Origin of the sequence: Jeotgalibacillus proteolyticus (assembly GCF_050107735.1) — a bacterium.
GTDB classification, from domain to species: Bacteria; Bacillota; Bacilli; order Bacillales; family Jeotgalibacillaceae; genus Jeotgalibacillus; species Jeotgalibacillus proteolyticus_A.
Map to the genome: position 1 here is coordinate 1 of NZ_JBNILO010000050.1, position 252 is coordinate 252.

At 47.6% G+C, this 252-nt stretch carries 1 protein-coding gene; it reads left to right on the top strand.

Annotated elements, in window-relative coordinates; translation table 11 throughout:
• Positions 1-252, top strand: a 252-nt coding sequence (locus tag ACQCT8_RS19100) for a transposase (protein WP_426873707.1), incomplete at both ends; no start/stop codon positions are given.

Here is a 252-nt window from a genome sequence, read left to right on the forward strand (position 1 = left end):
ACGCGGTACATGATCTCGTAGAACAGATTCCCCAAGAAGCATTCGAGTCTTTCTTGCGAAAGACCGGCTGCCCTGCCTATCATCCACGTATGATGATGAAAATTATTTTATGCGCCTACTCCCAGTCCGTTTTCTCCGGAAGAAAAATTGAAGGACTCCTTTTAGACAGTGTTCGGATGATGTGGCTGGCTCAAGGGCACCAACCCAGCTATCGAACCATAAACCGATTCCGGGTTTACCCAGAAGTTCAAG